The following is a 25,205-nucleotide window of genomic DNA, read 5'->3' on the forward strand; positions in this document are numbered from 1 at the left end:
CGAATGCATGATTGTGCATGTCGCTCCACCACCCCCACAGGTTGGGCGACACAGGGTGATGCTGACCAACCCCACGAAGCGGTCCGCGTCCTCGGCTTTTGGGAGAGATCTCGGGACTTTCCCAAAGGCTGAGGCCGCGGGCCGCTTTCCCTGTGTCGGGGCACGGAGCGCCCGGCCGCAGGGGCCGGTCAGGCCCGGTCGAGCTCGGGAGCTCCCGGCCACGTCTCGGCGGTCCCGCCGAGCTGGAGGCGCCACACCGCCGACCACGTCGCCTCGGTGAGCGCCCACTCGCGCACGGATCCCGTCGACTGCGCGACGAGCGCGAGCAGCCCCTCGACGCTCGCGGCCTCGAGGTCCGCCGCGGCACGCTCGAGCTGAGGCGGACGGAGCAGGGAGCCGTCGAGGTCGTACGCCACCTCGGCGGCGACGGGATCGCCGCCCGCGTCGCGCACCATGAGCTGCAGCTGGTCGCGACGTGCACGGTGGCGGCGGTAGCCGGACGTCAGGGTCTCGAAGAGCGCGGGCGCGGTGGCCTGCGACGTCCGCGCGCCGAGGACGCCGTAGGTGTAGAGCGCGGCGTGCTCGTCGGCGAGGGTCGCCTGCAGGGCGTCGAGGACGGTCACGACCCCTCCTGTCCGGCCGGGGGCTCGGCGAGCGCCGCTCCGTGCTGTGCCGTGGACGCGGCCATGCTGGCCAGCACCCGGGCGAGGTCGCCGCTCGCCGCGTCGACGGACCCGCGGCGCACCTCGCGCAGCAGCCGCTGCTCCGAGCGGCGCACCGCCGTCAACGCCCCGGCTCGATCGGCAGGGACGAGGGGTGGTGGCGGGGTCGGGACGTCCGCGTCGGCGACCGCCCCCTCGAGCACCTGCAGGTGAGCGGCGTGCGCGGTCGCCACCGGCTCCAGGAGGGGCGTCAGGTCGGGGACCGAGAGCGTCGCGGCCTCCACCACCGACCGGGCGCGGACCAGTGCCGCGACGACGGCTGTCACGAGCTCGGAGTCCTCGGGCGGGGGCGGCGCCGCGTCGGCGGACCCGTCGTCGCGAGACGGCGGATCGATGTCGCAGGCGGTCACCACCAGGGGAGCGACGAGTGCCGCGCCCACCGCCGTACGACGGGTCAGCGAGCGTCCGGGCACCCCCGAACCCTAGCCGCCCCATGGCCCGGTCCGGACCGGCCACGGGTGTTTGTCGCCGCTCGGGTCGGGACGGCTATCGTGGTCCCCGGACAACTACACAAGGAGGTCGCAACCCGATGAGCACCCCCAAGCAGGACGCCACCCGGGACCGCATAGAGGCGGAGCTGGTCGACCCCTTGCGAGCGATGGACCTCGATGTCGAGGCCGTCGAGGTCACCCCCGCGGGGAAGCGCCGCGTCCTCCGCGTCGCCGTCGACAAGGACGGCGGGGTCACCCTCGACGATGTCGCCGACGCAACGCGCGAGGTGTCGCGGGTGCTCGACGAGTCCGACGTGATGGGGGAGATGCCCTACACGCTGGAGGTCACCTCGCGCGGCGTCGACCGTCCGCTGACGCTGCCGCGCCACTGGCGCCGCAACGAGGACCGCCTCGTCAAGGCCACCCTCGCCGACGGGTCGAGCCTGACCGGCCGCATCCTGACGTCGTCGGAGGAGTCGGCGACCATCGACGTGTCCGGGGAGCAGCTCGAGGTCGCCTACGCCGACGTGGCCAAGGCGCTCGTGCAGATCGAGTTCAACCGCAAGACCGAGAAGCCCGAGAAGAAGGACGACTGATGGACATCGACCTGAGCATCCTGCGCATGCTGGAGCGGGAGAAGGAGATCTCCTTCGAGGTGCTGGCCGAGGCCATCGAGCAGGCCCTGCTGACCGCCTACCAGCGCGCCACCGAGTCCTCGCACCCTGCGCGCGTGGAGCTGGACCGCAAGACCGGTCACGTCACCGTCTGGGCGCGCGAGATCGACGAGGACGGCACGGCCGGTGCGGAGTACGACGACACGCCCCAGGGCTTCGGCCGGATCGCGGCGACGACCGCCAAGCAGGTCATGCTCCAGCGGCTGCGCGACGCCGAGGACGAGATCAAGTTCGGGGAGTTCGCCGGCAAGGAGGGCGACATCATCTCCGGGATCATCCAGCAGGGGCGCAACCCCGACGACGTGATGGTCGACCTCGGCAAGATCGAGGCCATCCTGCCGGTCAGCGAGCGCGTGCCGGGGGAGAAGTACGTCCACGGCGAGCGCATCAAGTGCCTGGTCACGTCGGTCCGCAAGGGCATGCGCGGCCCCCAGATCACGCTCTCCCGGTCCCACCCCACCCTGGTCAAGAAGCTGTTCGCGCTCGAGGTGCCCGAGATCGCCGACGGCACCGTGGAGGTCGCCGCCATCGCTCGCGAGGCCGGTCACCGCACCAAGATCGCGGTGCACTCGACCGTCCCCGGCGTGAACGCCAAGGGCGCCTGCATCGGTCCGATGGGTCAGCGCGTGCGCAACGTGATGAGCGAGCTGCACGGCGAGAAGATCGACATCGTCGACTGGGCCGAGGACCCCGCTGAGCTCGTTGGGCACGCGCTCTCGCCGGCCCGGGTCACGTCGGTGGAGATCGTCGACCTGGCCGCTCGCTCGTGCCGGGTGGTCGTGCCCGACTTCCAGCTCTCCCTGGCCATCGGCAAGGAGGGGCAGAACGCCCGCCTCGCCGCCCGGCTCACCGGTTGGCGCATCGACATCCGTTCGGACGAGGCGCCCGCGCCGGAGTAGCCCCGGCCCCCGCGACCGCCCAGTTCGTAAACCAGTGGCCGCACCGGCTAGAGTGGAGGTCAGTGGCCACCACGTCTGACACCCCTGCGCCCGGACCTGTCCGGACATGTGTGGGTTGTCGGGCGAAGGCCGCTGCGAGCGAGTTGCTGCGCGTGGTCGCAGGCTCGGACGCCGAGGGCAGACCCGCCCTGGTGCCCGATCCGGACCGCCGGGCACCCGGCCGCGGGGCGCACGTCCACCCCACGCCCGAGTGTTGGCAGCTCGCGGTGCGACGCCGAGCACTTCCCCGGGCCCTCCGCTCGAGCGAGGGGCTCAGCGCGGCGCCGGTGGCCGACCACCTCGCCGAGATCCACCAGTCCGATTCACCGCAGCACCGACCAGAAACTGGAGCACGCAGCTCATGAGCACTCGATGAGTAACTCGTAATGAGTGTGCACACCCACTAGCTGTTCCGTTTCCCCTCTCCTTCTGGGGTCACGGACCAGAAGGAGACAGAAACAACCGTGGCAAAGACCCGAGTCCACGAACTCGCCAAGGAGTTCGGAGTCGAGAGCAAGTTCGTTCTCGAGAAGCTCAAGGAGATGGGGGAGTTCGTCAAGTCGGCATCGTCGACTGTCGAACCGCCCGTCGAGATGCGCTTCAAGAAGCAGTACGGCGACGAGCTGAAGGCCGCAGCGGCCGCAGCCCCCGCCGAGACTGCGGCGCCGGCCGAGAAGCCTGCCGCCAAGAAGGCCGCGCCCAAGCCCGGCCCCAAGTCCGCACCGGCCCCCGCTGCCGTCGAGGCCCCCGAGGTCGCCGAGGTCGCTGAGGCCCCCGCGGCTCCCGAGGCCCCGGCCGAGGCGCCTGCAGAGGTCGCGGCCCCGGCCGCCGAGCCGGCGGCCCCTGCTGCCCGGCCCGGCCCGAAGCCCGGTCCGAAGGCGCCGGCCGCCGAGCCGAAGGCTCCGCCGGCCGAGCCCGAGGCACCTGCTGCCCCGGCAGCGAAGGCCCCGAGCCCCGCACCTCGTCCGGTCGGTCGCCCCGGCGCCCCGCGCCCGGGCAACAACCCGTTCGCCCCGAGCCAGGGCATGGGCCAGCGCCCCGCCCCGCGCACCGGTGGCGACGACAGCCGTCCGCCCCGTCCGCCGGCTGGCGGCGAGGGCCGTCCCGGCATGCCGCGCCCCAACCCGGCGATGATGCCGAAGTCCCCTGCGGCCTTCGGTGCCGGTCCGGGTGGTCGTCCGGCCCGTGGCGGTCCCGGCGGCGGTCCCGGTGGCGGTCCCGGCCGTCCGGGTGCCCCCAGCCGCGGCGGTGCTCCGGGTCGTCCCGGCGCCGGCGCCCCCGGTGGTGCTCCCGGTCGTCCCGGTGGCTTCGGCCCGTCCGGTGGCGGTCGCCCCGGTGGCGGTCGTCCCGGCCAGCGTGGCCAGACCCAGGGTGCCTTCGGTCGCCCCGGTGGCCCCTCGCGTCGTGGTCGCAAGTCGAAGCGCGCGCGTCGTCAAGAGTTCGAGGCCATGGACGCCCCGACCCTGGGTGGCGTGCGGGTCCGCAAGGGCAACGGCGAGACCGTGCGTCTCCCGCGTGGCGCCTCGCTGACCGACTTTGCCGAGCGCATCAACGTGGACGCCGCTGCCCTCGTGCAGATGCTGTTCTCGCTCGGCGAGATGGTCACTTCGACCCAGTCGGTGGGTGACGAGACGTTCGAGCTGCTCGCCGAGGAGCTCAACTACGTCGTCCAGATCGTCTCTCCCGAGGACGAGGACCGCGAGCTGCTCGAGACGTTCGACCTCGAGTTCGGTGCCGACGAGGGCGACGAGTCCGACCTGGTCATCCGTCCGCCGGTCGTGACCGTCATGGGTCACGTCGACCACGGAAAGACCAAGCTCCTCGACGCGCTGCGTGACGCCAACGTGGTCGACAAGGAGGCCGGTGGCATCACCCAGCACATCGGTGCCTACCAGGTCCACACCGAGGTCGACGGCGACGACCGTCGCATCACCCTCATCGACACCCCGGGCCACGAGGCGTTCACCGCCATGCGTGCCCGTGGTGCCCAGGCCACCGACATCGCGATCCTGGTCGTCGCGGCCGACGACGGCGTCATGCCGCAGACGGTCGAGGCGCTCAACCACGCCAAGGCGGCCAACGTGCCGATCGTGGTGGCGGTCAACAAGATCGACAAGCCGGAGGCCGACTCCACCAAGGTCCGTGGCCAGCTCACCGAGTACGGCCTGATCCCTGAGGAGTACGGCGGCGACGCGATGTTCGTCGACGTCTCGGCCAAGGCCGGGCTCAACCTCGACAAGCTGCTCGAGGCCGTCGTCCTCACCGCCGACGCGTCGCTCGACCTGCGCGCCAACCCCGACCAGGACGCCCAGGGCCTCGTGGTCGAGGCGCACCTCGACCGCGGTCGCGGTCCGGTCGCCACGGTGCTCGTCCAGCGCGGAACGCTCCGCGTGGGCGACTCGATCGTGGCCGGTCCGGCCCACGGTCGTGTGCGCGCCATGCTCGACGAGCACGGCCAGGAGATCACCGAGGCCGACCCGTCGCGTCCGGCGATGGTGCTGGGTCTCTCGGCGGTGCCGGGTGCGGGCCAGAACTTCATCGTGGTCGAGGACGACCGCATGGCCCGCCAGATCGCCGAGAAGCGCGAGGCGCGCGAGCGGGCGGCCATGCAGGCCAAGCGTCGCGTGCGCCGCAGCCTCGAGGACTTCATGGCCTCCATGGAGAAGGGCGAGAGCCAGGAGCTCAACCTCATCCTCAAGGGCGACGTGTCCGGTTCGGTCGAGGCGCTCGAGGACGCGCTGTCGCAGATCGACGTGGGTGACGAGGTCTCCCTCCGCGTGATCGACCGCGGTGTCGGTGCGATCACCGAGACCAACGTCGACCTCGCGGCCGCCTCCGACGCCATCATCATCGGCTTCAACGTCCGCCCGCAGGGCAAGGCGAGCCAGATGGCCGACAAGGAAGGTGTCGAGATCCGCTACTACTCGGTCATCTACCAGGCGATCGAGGAGATCGAGGCGGCGCTCAAGGGCATGCTCAAGCCCATCTACGAGGAGTCGACCCTCGGCCAGGCGGAGATCCGCGAGATCTTCCGCTCGTCCAAGGCCGGCAACATCGCGGGCTGCATGGTCACGTCGGGTCTCATCCGCCGCAACGCCAAGGTGCGGATCCTGCGCGACGGAGCGGTGGTGGCCGACAACCTCGACCTGTCCTCGCTGCGCCGCGAGAAGGACGACGCGTCCGAGGTCCGCGAGGGCTTCGAGTGCGGTCTGGTGCTCCGGAACTTCCAGGACATCAAGATCGGCGACATCGTCGAGGCGTTCGAGATGCGCGAGATCGCGCGCACCTGATCGACCGGGCACTTCGTGCCCGCTGTGTCACCGACCGGGCACTTCCTCGCGCACCAGCGCGAGGAGGTGCCCGGTCAGCACGTCCGGGCGCGAGGAAGTGCCCGGTCACCGAGTAGGAGAGACTGGAGCCATGACCAATCCCCGCGTCCGCAAGATCGCCGACCGGATCCAGGTGATCGTCGCCGAGATGCTCGAGCGTCGGATCAAGGACCCTCGCCTCGGCTTCGTCACCATCACCGACGTCCGCGTCACCGGTGACTCCCAGCAGGCCTCGGTCTTCTACACGGTGCTCGGCGCCGAGGACGAGCTGGCCAGCACCGCCGCCGCCCTCGAGTCGGCCAAGGGCGTGATCCGCTCCGAGGTCGCCAAGCAGCTCGGGATGCGCATCGTGCCGTCGCTGACGTTCATCCCCGACGCCCTGCCCGAGAACGCCCGCGCCCTGAACGAGGTGCTGGCGCGCGCCAAGCAGCAGGACGAGGAGGTCGCCGCCCGTCGCGTCGAGGCGTACGCGGGCGAGGCCGACCCCTACAAGAAGCCCCGGGTGGCCGAGGACGAGCTCGCCGACGACCTCGAGGACCCTGCCGACGAGGGCGACGACCTCGACGACCTCGGCGCCGAGGACGACCGCGCCTGATGGTCGACCCCGGTCTGGTCGTCGTCGACAAGGCCCCGGGCATGACCTCGCACGACGTGGTGGCCCGGGTACGCCGGCTCGCCGGCACCCGCAAGGTCGGCCACGCCGGCACGCTCGACCCGATGGCCACGGGCGTGCTCGTGCTGGGCGTGGACCGCGCCACCCGGCTGCTCGGTCACCTCATGCTCACCGAGAAGGCGTACGACGCCACGGTGCGGCTCGGGGTCTCGACGACCACCGACGACGCCGAGGGTGAGGTCACCGCGTCCACCCCGGCGTCCCACCTGCAGCCGGGTCTGGTGCAGACCGAGCTCGAGGAGCTGGTCGGCGACATCCTCCAGGTCCCGACCGCGGTCTCCGCGATCAAGGTCGACGGCAAGCGGGCCTACCAGCGCGTCCGCGACGGCGAGCAGGTCGAGCTCAAGGCCCGGCCCGTGACGATCCACGAGCTGGTGGTGCACGACCAGCGCGTCGCCGGCGACTGGCTCGACGTCGACATCTCGGTGCGGTGCTCGTCCGGCACCTACATCCGCGCCATCGCACGCGACGTCGGGGCGGCGCTCGGTGTTGGCGGCCACCTGACCGCGCTGCGGCGTACGGCCGTCGGGCCCTTCGACCTCTCCGCCGCCCGCACCCTCGAGCAGCTGGCCGACGACTTCGCGGTCCTGCCGATCGCCGAGGCGGCGCGCGCGAGCTTCGCGTCGCTCGACCTCGACGAGGACCAGGCCGGCGACGTGCGGGTCGGTCGTGGGCTCGACCTGACCCTCCCCGGGGACGGCCCCCATGCGGTGTTCGCGCCTGACGGGCAGTTCCTCGCGCTCTACGAGCAGCGCGGGCAGCAGGCCCGCTCGGTGGCGGTCTTCGTCGGATGACGCGGCACCGGACGGACCGCGGACAGGCGTACCCCTGAAGGGTCGACATCCCTGGTCTTGACCACCCCACCGAGCGCTGGTGGGACCCGGTGCGGGAGGCGCAGGGTTGAGGTCTGGGTCGCAAGGTGCGAGCCACTGCCCGAGGGAGGTACGGCATGTCCATCCATCGCATCGCCACGCTCGGGGCCAGCATCACGGTGCTGACCGCAGGAGCGCTCACTGGTAGCACGGTCGGCGCCACGGGTCAGCCCGCTCCGTCGGAGAGAGCAGCCACCATGGTGCAGGTCAGCATCGACCGGGCCAGCACCGTCACGATGCCGAGCGTGGTCGCGCCCGGCGTCACCACCTACAAGATCTCCACGACCAAGCGGAGGGCAGCGTTCCAGGTGCTCAGCCTGGCCACCGGCTACAGCGTCGACCAGGCCATGGCCGACGGGAACCAGGGCCTGGAGAAGAACAACATCAAGGCGCTCAAGCGGTTCGAGGCCAACGTGACGCTGCTCGGCGGCACCGGCGCCACTCGGGACAAGGCGGGCAAGCTGGTGCTCGACCTCGAGCCGGGCACCTACTACGGGCTGGAGACGAACAGGTTCGGGGCGCCCTGGACCCCGTTCACGGTCGCGGGCGTCGACACCGGCGCCACCATGCCGTCCGGCGCGACCCTCAAGGCCGTCGACAGCACGAAGTGGGCCAAGGAACCCGCGTCCATCCCGCGGTCGGGCTGGTTGCGGTTCAAGAACCGCGCTGACCAGAACCACTTCATCATCCTGGCCAAGCTGGCCAGGGGGAAGACGATCGACGACTTCGACGACTTCATCAAGGACGAGTCCGGCCCGCCGCCGATCGACCCGCGCTTCGGTCTCGACTCCGGCGCGCTCAGCCCCGGCCACGACATGGCGATGAAGTACCGGCTGCCGAAGGGCAACTACGTCCTGACCTGCTTCTGGCCGGACGCCTCGATGAAGGGCATGCCGCACGCGTTCATGGGCATGTACCGGGTCGTCACGGTCCGCTGAGGCCCACCGCACGGCACGGACGTCCCCGTCGCCCCGGCCTGGGCGACGGGGACGTCCGCCGCTGCTACTAGGCTCGGCCCGTGCAGATCTGGCGAGACGTCGACGACGTGCCGGCCGACCTCGGCCGCACCGTGGTGAGCATCGGCAACTTCGACGGCGTGCACCTCGGGCACGCCCACGTGCTCCGCGAGGCGCGGGCCAGCGCCGCGCGCCTGGGCATCGACACGGTCGTGGCGGTGACGTTCGACCCGCACCCGATGGCGGTCCTGCGGCCCGAGCACGCCCCGCCCACCCTGACCTCGATCCACACGCGCGCCCGGCTGCTCGAGGGCGCCGGCGTCGACGCGATCCTGGTGATCGGCTTCGACCGCGAGATCGCGTCCTGGTCGCCGCTGGAGTTCATCGACCGGATCCTCGTCGACACGCTGCACGCCGGTGCGGTCGTCGTCGGCTCCAACTTCCGCTTCGGCGCCAAGGCCGCCGGCGAGGTCGCGACGCTGGTCGGGGCCGGGGCGTCCCGCGACTTCGAGACCGTCGGCGTGGCGCTCGACGGCGGACCGCAGGTGTGGAGCTCGACCTACGTCCGTCAGTGCCTGGCCACCGGTGACGTCGCGGGAGCAGCGGAGGCGCTGGGACGTCCGTTCACCGTCCGCGGCACCGTCGTCGAGGGCGACAAGCGTGGCCGCGAGATGGGCTACCCGACGGCCAACGTCCCGATCCCGCCCGTCGACGCGGCCCCCGCCGACGGCGTGTACGCCGGCCGGCTGACCCGGCTCGACACGGGGGAGACCTACCCCGCCGCCATCTCGGTCGGCACCAACCCGACCTTCGACGGTGAGCGGGACCGTCGTGTGGAGTCCTACGTCCTCGACCGCGACGACCTCGAGCTCTACGGCGTCGAGGTCGAGGTCGCCTTCGTCGACCGGCTGCGCGGGATGGTGAAGTTCGAGGGCATGGAGGCCCTGATCGAAACCATGCACGACGACGTACGCCGCGCCCGGGACCTCCTGGCGTGACGCGACACCACACCAGCGTCGAGGCCTGGTTCCTCTCGCACGGCCTGCCCTACTTCGTCGCCGAGGAGCGCGCCGCCGCCCGTGCCGGGCTGCGGCCCCGCCGCCTGGTCTCCCTGGCGCTGGTCCTCGTCCTGTTCGCCGCCGGCGTGGGGGCGCTGGCCTGGGCCACCGAGACGTCGTACGCCGTCGGCCCGGCGGTCTGGCTCTCGGTCGCGGGGCTCGCGCTGCTGTGGTACGCCGCGACCGCCCTGCACGCGCGACCGATCCTGGGGTTCGCCCTGTCACGCACCCTGGGAAGCGTGCGCTTCCTGGTGCCGATGGCCTCGCGCGCGCTGCCGCTGCTGCTCGTCTTCGTGACCTTCCTCTTCGTCAACGCCGAGGCGTGGCAGATGACCACGAACCTCCCGTTCGGACTGCTGTGGTTCACCGTCCTGCTGATGTTCGGCCTGGCGGTGCTGTTCCTGCTCGTGCGGCTGCCCGAGGAGGTCGACCGGGTCGACGACGAGGTGGACGACGACTTCGTCGTGCGCGCATGCGCCGGCACGCCGCTGGAGCAGGCGAGCCGGGAGGTCGCCGCGGACCCGAGCATCGACCCGCAGGACCACGCGCAGGTCTCCGGCTTCGAGCGGTGGAACCTCATCCTCGTGCTGCTGGTCATCCAGACCGTGCAGGTGCTGCTGCTCTCGGTGACGGTGTTCGTGTTCTTCATGCTGTTCGGCTCGTTGGTGATGGAGACCGAGACCCAGCTGGCCTGGACCGGGGCGGACACGGTCGGGCAGGCTCCGCTGTTGTCCCACGTCTCGCTGTCGCTGGTGAAGGTCTCGCTGTTCCTCGCGTCGTTCAGCGGCTTCTACTTCACCGTCTCCGCGGTCACCGACGACACCTACCGACGGCAGTTCTTCTCCGTGGTCGAGAGCCAGCTCGCGCGGGCTGTCGGGATGCGTGCGGTCTACCTCGCCACCCGCGAGCGGGACGGCCACGGCGCCTGACGGGCGCGTTCGCCCGGACACGCGCGTGGGCGGTGTGTGAGGGGCATTCGGCGGCGTCGGAGTACTCCTCACGCACCGCTCGTACGACGACACGCCGGTGAACGCCGACGGGCGGTGCATGAGGGGTGTTCCGGCTGCCCGGAACCCTCCTCACGCACCGCCCGACGACGGTGGTGCCTGAGGTCAGGCGTCGAGGTCCTGCTCGACCAGCGCGGCGATCGTGTCGACCGCGGCCTGGTCGTCACCGGCGACCTCGACCGTGTCGCCGTTGCCGGCGCCCAGGGTCATGATCATCAGCGAGGAGCTCGCGTCGACGCCGTTGATGGTCACGTCCGAGCCGAGCTCGGCGGCCTTCTCGGCGATGATCGCGGCGGGACGGGCGTGGAGGCCGACGGCGGAGCCGACGACGACGGACTTGCTGGGCATGGTTCTCCTTCAGGTCTGGACTGGGGTCGGGACGGGGTCGGACGGGTGATGGTGCTCAGACAGTAGCGACGTCCGTGTCGCGCTTGCCGATGCTCTTGAGCGCGATGACGGCGAAGGCGCCGACGACCGTGCCGGCGGCGAGCGCGATCAGGAAGCCGAGGACGTTCTGCACGGCGAAGAGGACGAAGATGCCTCCGTGCGGGGCGCGGACGGCGACGTCCATCGCCATCGAGAGGCCGCCCGTGACGGCGCTGCCGAGCATGATCCCGGGGATGACGCGCAGCGGGTCGGCGGCGGCGAACGGGATGGCTCCCTCGGTGATGAAGGAGGCGCCGAGTGCCCAGCCCGCCTTGCCGTTCTCCCGCTCCGGGATGGAGAACAGGCCGGGGCGGATGACCGTGGCCAGGGCCAGCGCGAGGGGCGGGACCATGCCGGCGAGCATGACCGCGGCCATGATCTTCAGCTCGGGCGCGTCGCTGGCCAGGGCTGCCCCTCCGACGCCGGCGGCGGCGAAGCTGTAGGCGACCTTGTTGAGCGGACCGCCCATGTCGAAGGCCATCATCAGGCCGAGGATGACGCCGAGCAGGACGGCGCTCTCACCGGTCATCGAGTTCAGGCCCTCGGTCAGCTGCTCCATCAGCCAGGCGATCGGCTTGCCGAGCACCACGATCATGATCAGTCCGGCGATGAGGGTGGTCAGGAGCGGGATGATCAGCACGGGCATCAGGCCGCGGGCCCAGGTGGGCGCCTTCCAGCTGGCGATCCAGTGCGCGATCACGCCGGCGAGCACACCACCCACGATGGCGCCGAGGAAGCCGCTCTGCGGGGCGCCGAAGGCCGAGATGTCGGTGACCAGGCCGCCCATCACGAAGCCCGGGGCGATGCCGGGGCGGTCGGCGATGGCGTACGCGATGTAGCCGGCGAGCGCCGGGACGAAGAAGGCGAAGGCGATCTTGCCCAGCATGAACAGCGCGGCCCCGAGGTAGGCCATGACGCTCGAGTCGAAGAGCACGTGGTCGAGGCCGGGGTCGGAGTACGCCGAGATGTCCGGCGGGTTGAACAGCGTCGAGTCGGCCAGCACGGCACCGGCGTGGTTGGCGATCTCGTAGCCGCCCAGCAGGAAGCTGATCGCGATCAGGAGGCCACCCGCCGCGACGAACGGGATCATGTAGGAGACGCCGGTCATCAGGACCCGGCGGACGCGAGCGCCCCAGGACTCCTCGCCGCCGGTGTCGCCTCCGGCAGCCGCGGCGTCGCCCTCGACCCTCGGTGAATTGGTGGGGTCGGCGGCGTAGCGCAGCGCCTCGCTGATCATGGCGTCGGCGTCGTCGATCGGCCGCTTCACGCTCGAGCTGACCATGGGCTTCCCGGCGAACCGGCCACGGTCGCGCACGCCGACGTCGACGGCGAAGATGACCGCGCCGGCGCGGGCGATGGTGTCGTGGGCGAGCGGGGTCGACCCGGCGGAGCCCTGCGTCTCGACCTGGATGTCGACCCCGGCGCGCTCGGCGGCGGCCTCGAGGGCCTCGGCGGCCATGTAGGTGTGGGCGATGCCGGTCGGGCAGGCGGTGACCGCGACGAGGGAGGTCGTTCCCGCGGGAGCAGCGACGGCTGTCGCCGCAGGAGCCGCGGCTCCGGCGGCCTGCCCGGGGGCGGTCTCCCCGCCACCGGGGACGGCTGCGCCGGAGGCCGCACCCGACGCCGGGGCGGCGGCGTGCTTCGGGGCCGGGGCGGGCTCGCCGAGCTCGTGGGCGACGAGGTCCACGACCTCCTCGTCGCTCTCCGCGGCCCGGAGCGCGTCGGTGAAGGCGGGCTTGACCAGGGCGCGGGCCAGCTTGGTGAGGATGGTGAGGTGGTCGGCGTCGCCGCCGGCCGGCGCGGCGATGAGGAACGCCAGGTCGGCCGGACCGTCCTTCGCGCCGAAGTCGACGGGCGGATCCAGCCGCGCGAAGGCGAGCGTCGGCACCTCGACCCCGGCCGTGCGGCAGTGCGGGATCGCGATGCCACCCGGGAGGCCGGTGGCGGAGGTGGACTCGCGCGCGAACGCGTCCTCGATGAGCTGGTCCTTGCCGGTGGCTCGGCCGGCGTCGTCGACGACGCCGGCGAGGGCGCGGATGACGTCGTGCTTGTCCGAGCCCCAGTCGGCGCCCAGGCGGACGAGGTCGGTGGTGATCAGTGAGGTCATGCTGTGCCTCCCGTTGAGGGGGTGAGGGCGGTGACGCCGACGAGCTCCGTGCGGAGCTGCGACGGTTGGGGGATGGTGGTTCCGGGGAGCCCTGCGGCGGCGCTGCCGTAGGCGACGGCCAGTGCCAGGCGCTCCGGGGCGGGCAGCCCCCGGATGTCGCCGAGCAGGTAGCCGAAGAGGCTGGAGTCGCCGGCACCGACTGTGCTCACGACTGTGGTGGGGGGCGGGGTGGCGTGCCAGGCGCCGTCGGGCGTCACGAGCACCGCGCCGTTGCCACCGAGGGTGGCCAGCACGGCTCCGACGCCACGGTCGATGAGCTGGCGGGCGGCCACCGCGGTCGCGCGGGGGTCGGACTCCAGCTCGTCGGCGTCGCCGTCGGTGAAGGAGGCGAGCTCCTCGCCGTTGGGCTTCATCAGGTCGGGTGCGGATGCCGGCAGTGCGTCGACGAGCGCCTGCAACGGTGCCTCGCTCGTGTCGACGGCCACGCGGCCGCCCACCTCGCGCAGTCGTCTTACGAGCTCGGCGTAGAACTCGGGCGGGGCGCCCGCGGGCAGGGACCCGGCGAGCACCGTCCAGTCGGCGCTGGAGGCGCGGACCAGCACGGCCTGCGCCATCAGCTCGAGGTGGAGCGGGAGCACGGCGGCGCCGGGGGAGTTGAGCTTGGTCGTCGTGCCGTCGGGCTCGGTGATGGTGAGGTTGACCCGCACGTCGCCGGCGGGTCGCACCGGCCGGCAGTCGATGCCCGCGCCCAGCAGCTCGAGGACGAAGGCGTCGTCCTTGGCAGCGGGTACGACGGCGATGCTGGGGATGTCGGCGGTGACGGCGGCGCGGGAGATGTTGACGCCCTTGCCTCCCGCCTGCGAGGTCACCGACGCCACCCGGTGCACCTGGCCGCGGGCCAGCTCGCCGTCGAGCGCGACCGTGCGGTCGATGCTGGGGTTGGGGGTGAGGGTGAGGATCATGCGACCACCACCTCGATCCCGGCGCTCTCGAGTGCCCGGCGGTCCGCCGGCTCCACGTCGCTGTCGGTGACGAGCACGTCGAGGCTGTCGAGGGTCGCGAACCGCACGGCGGTCTCGACGCCGAGCTTGGTGGAGTCGGCGAGCACGACGGTCTTGCGCGCGCAGGCGATCATCGCCCGCTTGCTCGCCGCCTCGTCGCTGTCGGGAGTGGTGAGCCCGTGGCCGACGGTGAGCCCGTTGGTGGCGATGAACGCCACGTCGGCGCGGAGGTCCGACAGGGCGGCGACCGTCTCGGCGCCGACCGCGGCGTGGGTCGTGGGCCGCACCTTGCCCGGCAGCAGGTGGAGCTCGATCTGGGGCAGACCGGCCAGGCGGGTCGCGACCGGCACGGCGTGGGTGATGACGGTCAGCCGGTGGTCGCGGGGGAGGGCGGCGGCGAAGCGTGCGGTGGTGCTGCCCGCGTCGATCACGATGACCGAGTCCGGGGGCGGCAGGAGGGAGACGGCGGCATTGGCGATGGCCTCCTTGGCCTGCGTGTTGGACTGGTCGCGCTCGCCGATGCCTGACTCGATGACGGTGAGCGAACCGGCCGGGACCGCGCCGCCGTGGACGCGTCGGACCAGTCCCATCCGGTCGAGCGTGGACAGGTCGCGGCGCACGGTCTCGGTGGTGACCTCGAACTGCTCGGACAGCTGGACCACCGAGAGCCGGCCGCGCCGACTGATCAGGTGGGCCATCGCCTGCTGGCGCTCTTCCGCGTACATTCGGTCCACCTCCACGTACATCGACGAGCGATCTGTGTATGTGTTGTTTTAGTCCCGAATGTGTTGCTTGTCAACAACCCGGTGTTCTACGGTGTGTCCATGACCACATCCGCCGAGTCATCCGCGACCACGCTCAGCGGGACCCCGGTCGTCCCGGGAGTCGCCGCAGGACCCGTCCTCCACGTCCGCGGCGAGGTGTCGCCCGCCGCGATCGCCCGCTACGGCGACGGCGACTTCCCCGATGCCGATGCCGCGCTGACGGCGTACGACGACGCCGCGGCCGCGGTCGCGGAGACCTTCACCACCAAGGCGGCCTCCGCCCAGGGGGCGGCGGCCGAGGTCCTCACCGCGAGCGCCGGGCTGGCCCGCGACAAAGGCCTGCGCTCGGGCGTCGCCAAGAACCTGCAGGCCGGGCAGGGTCCCGTCGCCGCGGTGCAGGGCGCGGTCGAGCAGTTCGTCACGATCTTCACCAACATGGGCGGCCTGATGGCCGAGCGCGTCACCGACCTGCGCGACATCGAGCGGCGCGTGGTCGCCCACCTGGTGGGGGAGCCCGCCCCGGGCGTGCCGACCCCGAGCGAGCCGTCGATCCTGGTGGCCGAGGACCTCGCCCCGAGCGACACGTCGGGACTCGACCCCGAGCTGGTCACCGCCCTGGTCACCGAGCGCGGCGGCGCGACCAGCCACACGGCCATCATCGCGCGCCAGCTCGGCATCCCCTGCGTGGTCGGCGCCGCCGGCATCATGGAGGTCCCGGCCGGTGCCTTCGTGGTCGTCGACGGCGAGGCCGGCACCATCGAGCAGGGCGCCGACCCCGAGGAGGCACGCGCGCGCGTCGAGGAGAGCCGTCGCCTCCGCGAGGAGCTCGCCAGCTGGAGCGGCCCCGCCTCGACGTCCGACGGGATGCCGGTCAAGCTGCTCGCCAACGTCGCCGACGGGGCCTCCGCCGAGTCCGCGGGGGTCGAGCCCGTCGGGGGAGTGGGCCTGTTCCGCACCGAGCTGTGCTTCCTCGACCAGAAGGAGGAGCCGACCGTCGAGGAGCAGGCGGAGATCTACAGCGCGGTCCTTGCGCCCTACGCCGACGGCCGCTACGTCGTCGTACGCACCCTCGACGCCGGCTCCGACAAGCCGATCGCGTTCGCGACCCACGAGGGCGAGGAGAATCCCGCCCTCGGTGTCCGCGGACTGCGGCTCAGCTTCGACAACCCCGGCCTGATGGACCGCCAGCTCGACGGCATCGCCGCCGCGGCCGAGCGGACCGGCACCGAGACGTGGGTGATGGCGCCCATGGTCGCCACGGTGGCCGAGGCCGCCGACTTCTCCGCCAAGGTCCGCGCACGCGGGCTCAAGGCCGGCGTGATGGTCGAGATCCCCAGTGCCGCGCTGCTCGCCCACCGGATGCTCGAGGTCGTCGACTTCCTCTCGATCGGCACCAACGACCTCACCCAGTACGCGATGGCCGCCGACCGGATGGCCACCGACCTCGCGCACCTGACCGACCCGTGGCAGCCGGCCGTGCTCCAGCTCATCGCGATCACCGCCCACGCCGGCACCGAGGCGGGCAAGCCCGTCGGCGTCTGCGGCGAGGCCGCCGCCGACCCGCTGCTCGCCACGGCGCTCATCGGCATGGGCATCACGTCGCTCTCGATGGCAGCGCGCGCCGTACGCCCCGTGGGTGCCCAGCTCGGCAAGGTCAGCTTCGAGACCTGCGAGGCGGCCGCCGAGGCCGCCCTCGGCGCTCCCGACCCGATGGCCGGGCGAGCAGCCGTCCGGGAGCTGCTCGGTCACTGAGCGCAGATGGACCCCGCCTCGTCAGGCGGGACCGGCCTCGGGAGATCGGCCTCCGGCCCGTGGCTCTGGTGATGGCCCCGGAGGCGCCGTCCACCTCAACACGGAGGAACCATGACATCAGCGTACGACCGCTACCGCGCGGCCGATCTCGACCTGCCGGAGGAGGCCTGGGCCTGGAACCTGTGGGGCGCGGGCGAGGAGAACATGGGCAAGGACGGCGCGCCCGAGCTGGTCGCCATCCCCGAGCCCGATGCCGACCACATGCTGGTGCGCATCGACAGCGTGGGCCTCTGCTTCTCCGACGTGAAGATCATGCGTCAGGGCGGCAGCCACCCCAAGCTCTACGACCGCGACCTGGCGAAGGAGCCCACCCGGCTGGGGCACGAGGTGAGCCTCACCGTCATCGAGGTCGGTGACCACCTCAAGGGCCAGTACCACGCCGGCCAGCGGCTGGCCGTGCAGCCCGACATCTACCAGGACGGCAAGAGCACGGCCTACGGCTACACCATCCCCGGCGGACTGATCCAGTACCACCTCATGGGTGCGGAGATGCTCGAGACCGACGACGGCGCCTGCCTGCTGCCGCTCCCCGACACGATGGGGTACGCCGAGGGCTCCACGCTCGAGCCCTGGGGCTGCGTGATGGCCGCCTACACCCAGCGTCGCCGCCTCGAGCCCAAGGCCGGCGGGACCATGTGGATCGTCGGCCGGCCCGGGGACGAGCGGGACTACCTCTTCTCCTCCGGCCTGGATGCTCCGGCCACCATCGTGATGACCGACGTGCCCGCCTCGGTGGTGGCGCTCGTGGAGCGCACCTCGGCCGACACGGTCGTGCGCAACGGCATCGGCACCGAGGACTACCAGGGGTTGGTGGACGAGCTGACCGACGGCGCGGGCTTCGACGACATCGTCATGCTCGATCCTCGTTCCGCCGCGACGGCAGGTGCCGTGGCCAAGCACATCGCCCGGCGGGGCACCCTCAACATGGTGGGCGAGACCGCTCTGGACGGTCTGGTGGACACCGACGTGGGCCGTCTGCACTACGACTACACCGCCTACCTCGGCGGCCGGGGTCCGGACATCGCCGCTTCCTACGGAGAAGCGCGCAACCGCTGCGACCTGCGTCCGCAGGGCACGACGGTCTTCGTGGGCGCCGGCGGCCCCATGGGGCTGATGCATGTCCAGCGGGCCATCCAGCAGCCCGACGGCCCCCGGAAGATCGTCGCCACCGAGGTGAGCGACGAGCGCCTGAAGGCCCTCGAGGACCGTCTGGCCCACCTGGCGGAGAGCAACGACTGCGAGCTGCTCACCTTCAACTCCCAGACGTCGGACCAGTCCCTCCACGACTTCGTCATGGGGATCACCGACAACCAGGGGGCCGACGACGTGGTGGTCAGTGTCCCCATCTCCGCCGTGATGGCCGAGGCCGACACCCTGATGAACTCCGACGGCATGCTGGTCTTCTTCGCCGGTGTCCCCAACGGCACCCTGGCGCCGCTGAACCTGAGCGCGGTGTACCTGGACAACGCCCAGTACACCGGGACGTCAGGACTGACCATCCACGATCAGCAGCAGGTGGTCGACCTGGCCAACCGGGGTGAGCTCTCCCCGGGGTCCATCGTGGGCGCCGTCGGCGGCATGCGGGCGGCCAAGGACGGGCTCCAGGCCCTGGTCGACGGCAGCTACTCCGGGAAGGTCCTGATCTTTCCCCAGATCCACGACCTCCCCCTCATGGGGCTCGACGAGCTGAAGGAGCAGCTGCCGGACGTCGCCGCGAAGCTGGGTCCCGGCGAAACGTGGAACGACGAGGCGGAGAAGGCGCTCTTCGACAGCCAGCTGAGCGGCTCGAGCTGACTGCCCTGGGGCAAAGCCACAAGGTCGGGCACAAATCGTGCCCGAATGCTTGGCAACATGCCCGAACGTGAGGTTTAATCGCGACATCATGTGATGGGGGTCACCCCCGCGTTCGACTGGAGGACATCAGCATGGCCACAACATTCACGGCCCCCACCGGCTCCGGTGCCCGGGTGCGCGTGCAGAAGTTCGGCACCTTCCTCTCCAACATGATCATGCCCAACATCCCGGCACTGATCGCGTGGGGACTGCTCACCGCCCTGGTCATCGACGTCGGCTGGCTGCCGAACGCCGACCTCGCCACGATGGTCGGCCCGATCATCCACTACGCCCTGCCGATCCTCATCGCCGCGACGGGCGGCCGCATGGTCCACGGCGACCGCGGTGCCGTGGTCGGTGGCTTCGCGGTGATGGGCGCGATCGCCGGCTCCGACCTGATCGTCGCGAACTTCAACGCCGACCTGCCCGCGGGCGACGCCCCGCTCGGCCAGGTGCACATGTTCATCGGCGCGATGATCCTCGGCCCCCTGTCGGCCTACATCATGAAGCGGCTCGACGCCCTCTGGGACGGCAAGGTCAAGGCCGGCTTCGAGATGCTCGTCAACATGTTCTCGGCCGGCATCCTGGCGTTCGTCATGGCGCTCGTCGGGTTCTACGTCGTCGCTCCCGTGGTCAACGAGGTCATGGAGGTCCTCGGCAACGCAGTCGAGTGGCTGGTGGACAACAGCCTGTTGCCGCTGACCTCGATCGTCATCGAGCCCGCGAAGGTCTTCTTCCTCAACAACGCCATCAACCACGGCGTGCTGACCCCGCTCGGTCTCGCGGAGGCCGCGGACACCGGCAAGTCGGTGCTGTTCCTGCTCGAGGCCAACCCCGGGCCGGGCCTGGGCCTGCTGCTCGCCTACTCGTTCTTCGGCCGCGGTGTGCCGAAGGCGACCGCCCCCGGCGCGGCGATCATCCAGTTCTTCGGCGGCATCCACGAGATCTACTTCCCCTACGTGCTGATGAAGCCGCGACTGATCCTCGCGATGATCGCCGGCGGCATGACCGGCGTCGCGATCAACGTGGCGTTCGACGTGGGCCTCCGGGCACCGGCGGCCCCGGGCTCGATCTTCGCCGTGTACGCACAGACGGCCAGGGGCGACTACCTCGGAGTCACCCTCGGTGTCTTCGGCGCCGCGGCCGTCACGCTCGTCGTGGCAGGGCTGCTGCTGAAGATGGACAAGTCCGAGGACGAGGGTGACCTCACCGCTGCGACCGCCCAGATGGAGGCCAACAAGGGCAAGAAGTCGTCGGTCGCAGGCGCCCTGACCGGTGGTGTGGCCACGGCCACCGCGACCGCCACCCGCGAGATCCGCAACATCGTCTTCGCGTGCGACGCGGGGATGGGGTCCTCGGCCATGGGTGCCTCGGTGCTCCGCAAGAAGATCCAGGACGCCGGGCACCCCGAGGTGACGGTCGTCAACAAGGCGATCGCCAACCTCGAGGACAGCTACGACCTCGTGGTCAGCCACCAGGACCTCACCGACCGGGCCCGCCAGAAGACCCCGTCCGCCGAGCACGTCTCGGTCGACAACTTCATGGCCAGTCCACGCTACGACGAGATCGTGGAGATGGTCCGCGACAACAACCGGACCTGACGCCCTGACGGTCCAGCCCGGCCCTCCCCCCGGTGGGGGCCGGGCTCGGCCGTCGGCGACGACCCTCTGCCGCGAGCGTGTGGTCTGATGACTTCCACCCACGATCTCACCCCAGATTTCCAGCCAACCCGACACTGCGAGGAAGAGAGACGCCCCATGAGCGACGTACTGAGCAGGGAGGCCATCGTGCTCGGCGGCCAGGCCACGGACAGGGACGCAGCGATCACCGAGGCCGGTCGGCTGCTGGTCGCGAGCGGTGCGGTCGACGAGGCGTACGTCGACGCGATGCACGAGCGCGAGACCTCGGTCTCGACGTTCATGGGCAACGGGCTCGCCATCCCGCACGGCACCAACGAGGCGAAGGCGCTCATCCGCCACACCGCGATCTCGTTCGTCCGCTACGACGAGCCGATCGACTGGAAGGGCAGCCCGGCCCGCTACGTCGTGGGCATCGCGGGTGCGGGTGACGACCACCTGACCGTGCTGCAGGCCCTGGCCGGCGCGTTCACCGACGACGCCAGCATCGCCGCCCTCGACGCGGCCCAGACCCCGGACGACGTGCTCGCCGTCCTGGGCGACGTCAGCACCTGAGCCGCGACCCGGCGGCCACCTGACCCGAGCCACGAGCCCCCGCCGGTCCCGGCGGGGGCTCGTGTGCGTCCGGACTCGTGGCCGCGAGTCAGCTGATCAGGGCGTCGATGTCGGCGAAGCCCGACGCGTCGCCCACGAGCACCTCGCTCCGCTCGCCGTGCAGCGACACCGGCACGTCGCCGGCGACCGTGATCCGGCGCACCTCGCGCGGCTCCTCCCCGAAGTCGGCGACGGCGTAGTGCTGGGTCGCGCGGTTGTCCCAGATCGCCACGTCACCCTGCTGCCACGTCCACCGGATCGTGTTCTCCAGGCGTGTCACCCGGTTCTGGAGCAGGTTGAAGAGCGTGCTCGACTCGAGCTGGTTGAGCCCGACGAACTGCTTCACGAAGTGGCCCAGCAGCAGGGCCCGCTCGCCTGTCTCGGGGTGCACGCGCACCACCGGGTGCTTCGTCTCGTAGGTCGTGCGACGGAACTCCTTGCGCCGGGCCACGGCAACCGCGTCGTCGTGGTCCACCGACTCGTCGCGGTCGGCGTAGTCGTAGGCGTTGGTGTGCACGGCCCACAGGTTCTCGACCAGGGCCTTCAGTGAGTCGGGCAACCGGTCGTAGGCGTCGACGGTGTTGGCCCAGACCGTGTTGCCGCCGTAGGGAGGGATCGTCACGCCGCGCAGCACGCTGAAGGCCGGGACGCGGTCGACGAACGTGACGTCGGTGTGCCAGCTGTTGGCCGCCATGCCCTTGTTCGCGGTGAGGGTGTAGATCCGCTCGCTGCCGGTGTTGACCGTCGGGTGCGCGGTCGTCAGGGTGCCGAGGCGCTCGGCGAAGGCGATGTGGGTGTCGTCGTCGAGGTGGTCCTGGCCGCGGAAGAACACGACCTTGTGCTGCAGGATCGCCGCGCGGATCCGCGCCACTGCGGTGTCGTCGAGGTTGCCGGAGAGTCGTACGCCGTCGATGTGGGCGCCGATGCGGCCGCCCAGGCGGTGCACCTGCAGGTCGTCGAGCCGGTCGGTCGCGAGGTCCTGATCGAGCTGGAGCGTCATGGCGTTCCCTTCGATGATTGTCTAGCAGTTGACTAGACATTCAACGCGCTGACGTCGCGTCAGCCAAGGCCGACGTGCGGGGTTCGCCCTGTCGGGCGTCAGGCAGGAGTGACCGCGACAGGTACGCCGTTGAGCGCGGCGTTGCCCGACACGTCGAGCAGCTCGGGGTCCGTGAGGTCGTTGACGGACACGCCCGGCACGTCGCGGCTGCGTGACATCAGGACGCCGTCTCCCGCGTGCCCGTAGCCGTGGGGGAGCGAGACCACGCCCGGCATCAGGTCGTCCGATGCGGCGACCTCGACCTCCACCGAGCCGACCCGCGAGGTGACCCGCACGCGCGAGCCGTTCTGGATGGCGCGCTGCGCCAGGTCGCCGGGGTTCATCAGCAGCTGGTGGCGCGGCCGGCCGCGGGTGAGCCGCTCGGAGTTGTGCATCCAGGAGTTGCAGTCGCGCTGGTCGCGGCGGCCGATGAGGACCAGCTCGTCGCCGGCGGGGGCCGGGACGCTCGCGAGCCGGGCCACGTCCTGCACCACGAGGGCGGGCGCCAGGTCGACCCGCTTGCTCCGCGCCGGCAACCGGTCGGGCAGCTGGCCGCCACGGAGCGGGCCGAGGTCGACGCCGGCCGGTCGCCTGCGGAGCTTGGCCAGGGTGACGCCGCTCGACCCGCGGCGCAGCAGCTGCCCGATGAGGAAGGTGGGGCTCGCGGTCAGCCGCGCCCGTTGCACGAGCCGCTTCTTGAGCGGGGCCTTGCGGTCGAGGCGCGCGGCCGTGCGCAGGGTGATCTCGCGGAAGACCTGCCAGTCGTGGCGCTGGTCGGGCTCCTTCTCGAAGACCGCCGGGGTGAAGCGGGCCGTGTTGCGCACGGCCAGCAGGTGGAAGACGAGGTCGTAGTGGTCGCGCTCGAGCGCCGTGGTGGGCGGCAGGATCACATCGGCGTGCCGGGTGGTCTCGTTGACGTAGATGTCCACCGCGGCCATGAAGTCGAGGCCGCGCATCGCGCGGTCGAGCCGGGCGCCGTCGGGCGTGGACAGCACCGGGTTCCCGGCGACGGTGAGCAGTGCCCGGACCTGTCCCTCGCCGGGCGTCTCGATCTCCTCGCGCAGCGCCGCCACGGGCAGCTCGCCGGCGGTCTCCGGCAGCCCGCGGACCCGCGAGCGCCAGGCGTCGTGGTGCCCGCGGCCGATCAGCCCGGTGCCGACCGCGTCGATCGCCGGGGTCGTGAACATCGCGCCGCCGGGACGGTCGAGGTTGCCGGTGAGCACGTTGAGGCAGGTGACCGCCCACTGGCACACCGTGCCCCACGGGCCGGCGGACACGCCGATCCGGCTGTAGACGACGCCGGAGTCCGCTGCCGCGAGCTCGCGGGCAAGCCGGCGGATCTCTGCCGCCGGCAACCCGCTGACCGCCTCGGCGCGCTCGGGGGTGAACTCGGCGACCAGCTCGACCACCGTGTCCAGCCCGTCGACGTACGACGCAACCGTGGGCACGTCGTCGGGGGAGGCCTCGGCGGTGAGGACGTGCAGCATCGCGAGCAGCACCCAGGCGTCGGTGCCGGGGCGGACGAAGTGGTGCTCGTCGGCCACCTTGGCGGTCTCGGTGCGGCGTGGGTCGAGGACGACCATCCTGCCGCCGCGCGCCCGGAGGTCGCGCACGCGCTGCGGGAAGTCGGGCACCGTCATCAGGGAGCCGTTGGAGGCCATCGGGTTGCCGCCGACCACGAGGAACCACGACGTGCGGTCGATGTCGGGGATCGGCAGGAACAGCTGGTGGCCGAAGACGAGGTGCGCGACGAGCTGGTGGGGGAGCTGGTCGACCGACGTGGCGGAGTAGCGGTTCTTCGTCCGGAACGACTTGAACATCGCGGTGCCGTGCGTCATCGATCCCAGGCTGTGGGCGTTGGGGTTGCCGAGGTAGACGCCGAGCGCGTCGTCGCCGTGCTCGTTGATCACGCGAGCGAGGTTGTCGGCGACCAGGTCGAACGCCTCGTCCCAGCCGATCTCCTGCCACCGGGCGTCGGTGCCCTCGCCGACACGACGGACCGGGCGCCGCAGCCGGTCGGGGTCGGCGTACACGTCGGCGATCGCCACCCCCTTCGGGCAGATGTGCCCGCGGGACAGGGGATCGGCCGGGTTGCCGCGCACGCCGACGACGTCGCGCCCCTCGATCGTCAGCTCGAGGCCGCAGATCGCCTCGCAGAGGTTGCAGACGCCGATCCGCTTCTCGCCCATGTGTGGATCGTCGCACGCCGCACCTCCCACAGGGGGATGACAGCGGAGCGGTCGCGCGCCAGACTCTGCCCAGCCCGGGCCGGGCCACTCGGTCGCCGGGCAGCATCCACCAACAGAACGGAGCACGTCATGGGTTTCGGAGGGCCGATCGGCCTGATCGTCGTGGGACTGATCCTCGCGCTGGCGTTCAACCAGCAGCAGGTGGGTCCCCTCGAGGTCACCACCCTGGGATGGATCCTGGTCCTGGCCGGAGTGCTGTGGCTGGTGCTCACGCTGATCCAGCAGAACACCAAGCGGCAGCACACCACGACCGCCACCACCACCGACGCGCAGGGCCGCCAGGCGTCGACCCAGCGGACCACCGAGTCCGACCCGCCGGCCCCGCCGGCCGTCTGAGCCGCACGCGGTCCACGTGACAGGAGCCCCCGCCGGGACACGGCGGGGGCTCCTGCGGCGTCGGGCGTGGATTGGGGGAGGCGAGCCGCTCGTTGGTACGCTCGACCGGTTGCCCGGGAGGGCGACACGCCGTCACGACGGCCGCGGAACCAGAGTGCCCCGGTGAACAGGCCCGGGCGCGCCGCGCAACGAGAACCGAAGGAGCCCCCATGTCGATTGGTACCGACGCGGAGACCAAGAAGAAGATCATCGCCGAGTACGCCCTGACCGAGGGTGACACCGGTTCCCCCGAGGTCCAGATCGCGCTGCTCAGCCACCGCATCTCGCACCTCACCGAGCACCTCAAGACCCACAAGCACGACCACCACAGCCGTCGTGGCCTGCTGCTCCTGGTGGGCCAGCGTCGCCGGCTGCTCAACTACCTGCAGAAGACGGAGATCGAGCGCTACCGCTCCATCGTCGAGCGCCTCGGCCTCCGCCGCTGAGTTTCGGAGCGGCTCCCCGCCACGGGGAGCCGCTCCTCTCACATCCGGGCCGCGCCGCGCTAGTGTCGACCCGGCACAACTGAAACAACACCCAACAGGAGCGACCCGCCTCGTCGCCCGGTCCTCGGTAGTGGCTTTCAGATCCCCGCCCTCGGGCGCGTCGATCTGCGGGCCTCGATCGAAGACCGGCCCCGCGGGACCTTCGATGGTCCACCGCATGAGGGGTGGACGCCGCGGATCGCTCCGCGAAGAGAAAGCAGGA

At 71.4% G+C, this 25,205-nt stretch carries 23 protein-coding genes; 15 read left to right on the plus strand and 8 right to left on the minus strand.

The window, feature by feature from the left end; genetic code table 11:
* Positions 1–188: 188 nt before the first annotated feature.
* Both JOD65_RS24005 and JOD65_RS24010 read right to left on the minus strand, forming a co-directional pair.
* Positions 189–623 carry a ferritin-like domain-containing protein gene (locus JOD65_RS24005; protein ID WP_191196781.1) on the minus strand — a complete coding sequence of 145 codons (435 nt, stop codon included), beginning with the start codon at positions 621–623 and terminating at the stop codon, positions 189–191.
* Entirely contained in the window at positions 620–1,135 is a 516-nt protein-coding gene (locus tag JOD65_RS24010; protein ID WP_191196782.1) for a hypothetical protein, read from the minus strand. The genes JOD65_RS24005 and JOD65_RS24010 overlap by 4 nt, the downstream gene beginning before the upstream one ends.
* Positions 1,136–1,251: 116 nt before the next feature.
* Between JOD65_RS24010 and rimP the strand changes: the two genes are divergently transcribed.
* The 9 genes from rimP to JOD65_RS10985 all read left to right on the plus strand — a co-directional run bounded on the left by rimP (position 1,252) and on the right by JOD65_RS10985 (position 10,582).
* A complete protein-coding gene (gene rimP / locus JOD65_RS10945) occupies positions 1,252–1,749 on the plus strand; it encodes a ribosome maturation factor RimP (RefSeq protein WP_191196783.1) in 498 nt (165 codons plus the stop codon).
* Positions 1,749–2,726 (plus strand): transcription termination factor NusA, encoded by a 978-nt coding sequence (nusA, locus tag JOD65_RS10950; protein WP_191196784.1) that lies wholly within the window; start codon positions 1,749–1,751, stop codon positions 2,724–2,726. The genes rimP and nusA overlap by 1 nt, the downstream gene beginning before the upstream one ends.
* A 110-nt stretch (positions 2,727–2,836) precedes the next feature.
* Complete coding sequence (locus JOD65_RS23715) at positions 2,837–3,130, plus strand: YlxR family protein (protein WP_307821368.1); 294 nt, start codon at positions 2,837–2,839, stop codon at positions 3,128–3,130.
* Positions 3,131–3,229: 99 nt separating this feature from the next.
* Positions 3,230–6,055: a translation initiation factor IF-2 gene (infB, locus tag JOD65_RS10960; RefSeq protein ID WP_191196786.1), complete on the plus strand. Its 2,826-nt coding sequence runs from the start codon at positions 3,230–3,232 to the stop codon at positions 6,053–6,055.
* A gap of 130 nt (positions 6,056–6,185) precedes the next feature.
* Positions 6,186–6,689, plus strand: coding sequence for a 30S ribosome-binding factor RbfA (rbfA, locus tag JOD65_RS10965; RefSeq protein WP_191196787.1), 504 nt, complete (start codon positions 6,186–6,188; stop codon positions 6,687–6,689).
* On the plus strand, positions 6,689–7,561 hold the full coding sequence (truB, locus tag JOD65_RS10970; protein WP_191196788.1) for a tRNA pseudouridine(55) synthase TruB: 873 nt from the start codon (positions 6,689–6,691) through the stop codon (positions 7,559–7,561). Before rbfA ends, truB begins: the two co-directional genes overlap by 1 nt.
* A gap of 155 nt (positions 7,562–7,716) precedes the next feature.
* Complete coding sequence (locus JOD65_RS10975) at positions 7,717–8,577, plus strand: hypothetical protein (protein WP_191196789.1); 861 nt, start codon at positions 7,717–7,719, stop codon at positions 8,575–8,577.
* 80 nt (positions 8,578–8,657) lie between these two features.
* On the plus strand, positions 8,658–9,593 hold the full coding sequence (locus JOD65_RS10980) for a bifunctional riboflavin kinase/FAD synthetase (protein ID WP_191196790.1): 936 nt from the start codon (positions 8,658–8,660) through the stop codon (positions 9,591–9,593).
* A complete protein-coding gene (locus JOD65_RS10985) occupies positions 9,590–10,582 on the plus strand; it encodes a hypothetical protein (protein ID WP_191196791.1) in 993 nt (330 codons plus the stop codon). The genes JOD65_RS10980 and JOD65_RS10985 overlap by 4 nt, the downstream gene beginning before the upstream one ends.
* A gap of 183 nt (positions 10,583–10,765) precedes the next feature.
* On the opposite strand, the gene JOD65_RS10990 is transcribed toward JOD65_RS10985, so the two are convergent.
* Genes JOD65_RS10990 through JOD65_RS11005 form a run of 4 tightly spaced genes read right to left on the minus strand, consistent with a single transcriptional unit; the run spans position 10,766 to position 14,919 of the window.
* Entirely contained in the window at positions 10,766–11,008 is a 243-nt protein-coding gene (locus tag JOD65_RS10990) for an HPr family phosphocarrier protein (protein ID WP_135840713.1), read from the minus strand.
* 55 nt (positions 11,009–11,063) lie between these two features.
* Positions 11,064–13,193, minus strand: coding sequence for a PTS fructose transporter subunit IIABC (locus JOD65_RS10995; RefSeq protein ID WP_191196792.1), 2,130 nt, complete (start codon positions 13,191–13,193; stop codon positions 11,064–11,066).
* A complete protein-coding gene (locus JOD65_RS11000; RefSeq protein ID WP_191196793.1) occupies positions 13,190–14,155 on the minus strand; it encodes a 1-phosphofructokinase family hexose kinase in 966 nt (321 codons plus the stop codon). The genes JOD65_RS10995 and JOD65_RS11000 overlap by 4 nt, the downstream gene beginning before the upstream one ends.
* The gene (locus tag JOD65_RS11005) at positions 14,152–14,919 is read right to left on the minus strand and encodes a DeoR/GlpR family DNA-binding transcription regulator (protein WP_191196794.1); all 768 of its coding nucleotides are present in this window, start codon (positions 14,917–14,919) and stop codon (positions 14,152–14,154) included. The genes JOD65_RS11000 and JOD65_RS11005 overlap by 4 nt, the downstream gene beginning before the upstream one ends.
* 99 nt (positions 14,920–15,018) lie before the next feature.
* Between JOD65_RS11005 and ptsP the strand changes: the two genes are divergently transcribed.
* The 4 genes from ptsP to JOD65_RS11025 all read left to right on the plus strand — a co-directional run bounded on the left by ptsP (position 15,019) and on the right by JOD65_RS11025 (position 20,795).
* A complete protein-coding gene (gene ptsP, locus JOD65_RS11010) occupies positions 15,019–16,710 on the plus strand; it encodes a phosphoenolpyruvate--protein phosphotransferase (RefSeq protein WP_191196795.1) in 1,692 nt (563 codons plus the stop codon).
* A 111-nt stretch (positions 16,711–16,821) separates the two neighbouring features.
* Complete coding sequence (locus tag JOD65_RS11015) at positions 16,822–18,564, plus strand: alcohol dehydrogenase catalytic domain-containing protein (RefSeq protein WP_191196796.1); 1,743 nt, start codon at positions 16,822–16,824, stop codon at positions 18,562–18,564.
* Positions 18,565–18,695: 131 nt separating this feature from the next.
* Positions 18,696–20,204 (plus strand): PTS mannitol transporter subunit IIBC, encoded by a 1,509-nt coding sequence (locus JOD65_RS11020; protein ID WP_191196797.1) that lies wholly within the window; start codon positions 18,696–18,698, stop codon positions 20,202–20,204.
* Positions 20,205–20,360: 156 nt separating this feature from the next.
* Positions 20,361–20,795, plus strand: coding sequence for a PTS mannitol transporter subunit IIA (locus JOD65_RS11025; RefSeq protein ID WP_204811112.1), 435 nt, complete (start codon positions 20,361–20,363; stop codon positions 20,793–20,795).
* Between the two features lie 88 nt (positions 20,796–20,883).
* Here JOD65_RS11025 and JOD65_RS11030 read toward each other — a convergent pair whose 3' ends face one another.
* Positions 20,884–21,834 carry a TauD/TfdA dioxygenase family protein gene (locus JOD65_RS11030; protein ID WP_191196799.1) on the minus strand — a complete coding sequence of 317 codons (951 nt, stop codon included), beginning with the start codon at positions 21,832–21,834 and terminating at the stop codon, positions 20,884–20,886.
* A 98-nt stretch (positions 21,835–21,932) separates the two neighbouring features.
* The gene (locus JOD65_RS11035) at positions 21,933–24,062 is read right to left on the minus strand and encodes a molybdopterin-dependent oxidoreductase (protein WP_191196800.1); all 2,130 of its coding nucleotides are present in this window, start codon (positions 24,060–24,062) and stop codon (positions 21,933–21,935) included.
* 129 nt (positions 24,063–24,191) lie between these two features.
* Between JOD65_RS11035 and JOD65_RS11040 the strand changes: the two genes are divergently transcribed.
* Together JOD65_RS11040 and rpsO are read left to right on the plus strand one after the other, a co-directional pair.
* Positions 24,192–24,458: a DUF6458 family protein gene (locus JOD65_RS11040; protein WP_191196801.1), complete on the plus strand. Its 267-nt coding sequence runs from the start codon at positions 24,192–24,194 to the stop codon at positions 24,456–24,458.
* 209 nt (positions 24,459–24,667) lie between these two features.
* Positions 24,668–24,943: a 30S ribosomal protein S15 gene (gene rpsO, locus JOD65_RS11045; RefSeq protein ID WP_056906479.1), complete on the plus strand. Its 276-nt coding sequence runs from the start codon at positions 24,668–24,670 to the stop codon at positions 24,941–24,943.
* Positions 24,944–25,205: the final 262 nt, after the last annotated feature.

Source organism: Nocardioides cavernae, assembly GCF_016907475.1.
Taxonomy (GTDB): domain Bacteria; phylum Actinomycetota; class Actinomycetes; order Propionibacteriales; family Nocardioidaceae; genus Nocardioides; species Nocardioides cavernae.

Bases quoted from the DNA above. Each gene is read 5' to 3' on its own strand.
- ptsP (WP_191196795.1), top strand. From the start codon at position 15,019: ATGACCACATCCGCCGAGTCATCCGCGACCACGCTCAGCGGGACCCCG.
- nusA (WP_191196784.1), top strand. From the start codon at position 1,749: ATGGACATCGACCTGAGCATCCTGCGCATGCTGGAGCGGGAGAAGGAG.
- rimP (WP_191196783.1), top strand. From the start codon at position 1,252: ATGAGCACCCCCAAGCAGGACGCCACCCGGGACCGCATAGAGGCGGAG.
- JOD65_RS11020 (WP_191196797.1), top strand. From the start codon at position 18,696: ATGGCCACAACATTCACGGCCCCCACCGGCTCCGGTGCCCGGGTGCGC.
- JOD65_RS10975 (WP_191196789.1), top strand. From the start codon at position 7,717: ATGTCCATCCATCGCATCGCCACGCTCGGGGCCAGCATCACGGTGCTG.
- JOD65_RS11005 (WP_191196794.1), bottom strand. From the start codon at position 14,919: ATGTACGCGGAAGAGCGCCAGCAGGCGATGGCCCACCTGATCAGTCGG.
- JOD65_RS11035 (WP_191196800.1), bottom strand. From the start codon at position 24,062: ATGGGCGAGAAGCGGATCGGCGTCTGCAACCTCTGCGAGGCGATCTGC.
- JOD65_RS10995 (WP_191196792.1), bottom strand. From the start codon at position 13,193: ATGACCTCACTGATCACCACCGACCTCGTCCGCCTGGGCGCCGACTGG.
- JOD65_RS11040 (WP_191196801.1), top strand. From the start codon at position 24,192: ATGGGTTTCGGAGGGCCGATCGGCCTGATCGTCGTGGGACTGATCCTC.
- rpsO (WP_056906479.1), top strand. From the start codon at position 24,668: ATGTCGATTGGTACCGACGCGGAGACCAAGAAGAAGATCATCGCCGAG.
- truB (WP_191196788.1), top strand. From the start codon at position 6,689: ATGGTCGACCCCGGTCTGGTCGTCGTCGACAAGGCCCCGGGCATGACC.
- JOD65_RS11030 (WP_191196799.1), bottom strand. From the start codon at position 21,834: ATGACGCTCCAGCTCGATCAGGACCTCGCGACCGACCGGCTCGACGAC.
- JOD65_RS11025 (WP_204811112.1), top strand. From the start codon at position 20,361: ATGAGCGACGTACTGAGCAGGGAGGCCATCGTGCTCGGCGGCCAGGCC.
- JOD65_RS11000 (WP_191196793.1), bottom strand. From the start codon at position 14,155: ATGATCCTCACCCTCACCCCCAACCCCAGCATCGACCGCACGGTCGCG.
- JOD65_RS11015 (WP_191196796.1), top strand. From the start codon at position 16,822: ATGACATCAGCGTACGACCGCTACCGCGCGGCCGATCTCGACCTGCCG.
- rbfA (WP_191196787.1), top strand. From the start codon at position 6,186: ATGACCAATCCCCGCGTCCGCAAGATCGCCGACCGGATCCAGGTGATC.
- JOD65_RS10990 (WP_135840713.1), bottom strand. From the start codon at position 11,008: ATGCCCAGCAAGTCCGTCGTCGTCGGCTCCGCCGTCGGCCTCCACGCC.